At 66.6% G+C, this 1,917-nt stretch carries 2 protein-coding genes; both read right to left on the bottom strand.

Annotation, left to right across the window (positions count from 1 at the left end):
- Positions 1–850: biotin carboxylase N-terminal domain-containing protein (locus RIF85_RS15820; RefSeq protein WP_309072854.1), on the bottom strand; the 850-nt coding region annotated here is incomplete at its 3' end.
- A 5-nt stretch (positions 851–855) separates the two neighbouring features.
- Positions 856–1,917, bottom strand: a 1,062-nt coding sequence (locus RIF85_RS15815) for a carboxyl transferase domain-containing protein (RefSeq protein ID WP_309072853.1), incomplete at its 5' end; no start/stop codon positions are given.

Genomic DNA, 1,917 nt, shown 5'->3' with positions numbered 1-1,917 from the left:
ACACGAGGAACTCCACGGTGCCGGCACCCACATAGTCGACACTGCGGGCCGCGTTGCAGGCCGCTTCACCGATGCGGACGCGCGTTGCCTCGTCAAGCAGAGGTGAGGGTGCTTCCTCGATGACCTTTTGGTGCCTGCGCTGGAGCGAGCACTCCCGCTCCCCCAGGTGAATGACGTTGCCGTAGGTGTCGGCGAGTACCTGCACCTCGATGTGCCGCGGGCTGCGGATCAGCCGCTCAAGGAACAGCGTGTCGTCCCCGAAAGCCGAAGCAGCCACCCGGCGTGCCGTCTGCAGGCTGCTCCGGAGGTCCTCCGGGCGGTCCACGGCGTGCATCCCCTTGCCGCCCCCGCCAGCGGACGGCTTGATGAGCAGCGGGTAGCCCACGTGTTCGGCGGCTTCAACGAGAGCGCCATCGCTGAGCCCGGGTTCGGCGATTCCGGGGACCACCGGCACGCCGAACCCGCTGACGTGGTTCTTCGACCGGATCTTGTCGCCCATGACGTTCAGGGCGTGGACGCGGGGGCCGATGAAGGCGATCCCTGCCTCCTCAAGGGCGCGGGCGAAGGCCTGGTTCTCGCTCAGGAACCCGTAGCCGGGATGCACCGCCTGCGCACCGGTCGCCTCGCAGGCGGCGACAATCGCCTCGATGTTGAGGTAACTCTGTGCCGGTGAAGCGGGACCGATCCGTACCGCCTGATCCGCCTCACGAACGTGGCGGGCATCGGCGTCGGCGTCGCTGTACACCGCGACCGAGCGGATGCCGAGGGCCCGCAGCGTCCGGATCACCCGGCACGCAATTTCACCTCGATTGGCAACGAGGACCGTGTTGAAAAGTGCTGTGTCTGTCATGCGGCTCACATCCTGAAGAGGCCGAAGGAGGTATCCGGCAACGGTGCGTTGGCGCAGACATCGAGGGCGAGGCCGAGAACGCGGCGGGTGTCTGCAGGGTCGATGATGCCGTCGTCCCAGATCCGCGCCGTGGAGTAATAGGGGCTCCCCTGCGCCTCGTACTGCTCACGAATGGGCGCCTTGAACGCTTCCTCATCGTCTGCGCTCCACTGCTCACCGCGCGCCTCGATCTGGTCGCGCTTCACGGTGGCCAGCACTGAGGACGCCTGGTTGCCGCCCATGACGGAGATGCGGCTGGCAGGCCACATCCAGAGGAACCGCGGCGAGTACGCCCGCCCGCACATGGAGTAGTTGCCCGCCCCGAAGGAACCGCCGACGACGACGGTCAGCTTGGGTACGCGGCACGTCGCCACCGCGGTGACCATCTTCGCTCCGTGCTTCGCGATGCCGCCGGCCTCGTAGTCACGGCCGACCATGAAGCCCGACAGGTTCTGCAGGAAGATCAGCGGAATGCCCCGTTGATCGCACAGTTCGATGAAGTGCGCACCCTTTAGGGCGGACTCCGCGAAAAGGACGCCGTTGTTCGCGACTATGCCGATCGGGTGCCCGTGCAGCGTGGCGAAGCCCGTCACGAGCGTGGTGCCGTACTCCTTCTTGAACTCGTGGAAGCGGCTGCCGTCGACGATGCGCGCGATAATTTCCCTCGCGTCGTAGGGCGCGTTGACATCGAGCGGCACAGCCCCGTAAAGGCTCTCGATGTCCACCCGGGGCTCTTCGGATTCCCCGGGTGTCCAGGCCGGCTCCGGGACGGGGAGCGTCGAGACGATATCCCGAACGATCTCCAGGGCGTGCTGGTCGTTTTCGGCAAGATGGTCGACGACGCCGGAGGTCTTTGCATGCACGTCGCCGCCGCCAAGCTCCTCCGCCGTGACGATTTCACCGATCGCAGCCTTCACCAGCGGCGGACCGCCGAGGAAGATGGTCCCCTGGTTCCGGACAATGACGGTTTCATCGCTCATGGCCGGAACGTAGGCGCCGCCGGCCGTGCAGGAGCCCATCACCGCGGC

Source organism: Arthrobacter sp. (assembly GCF_031179385.1).
GTDB lineage: Bacteria > Actinomycetota > Actinomycetes > Actinomycetales > Micrococcaceae > Arthrobacter_D.
Note: the sequence above shows the minus strand (reverse complement) of the source record. Positions and strands in the feature narration are given on the sequence as shown.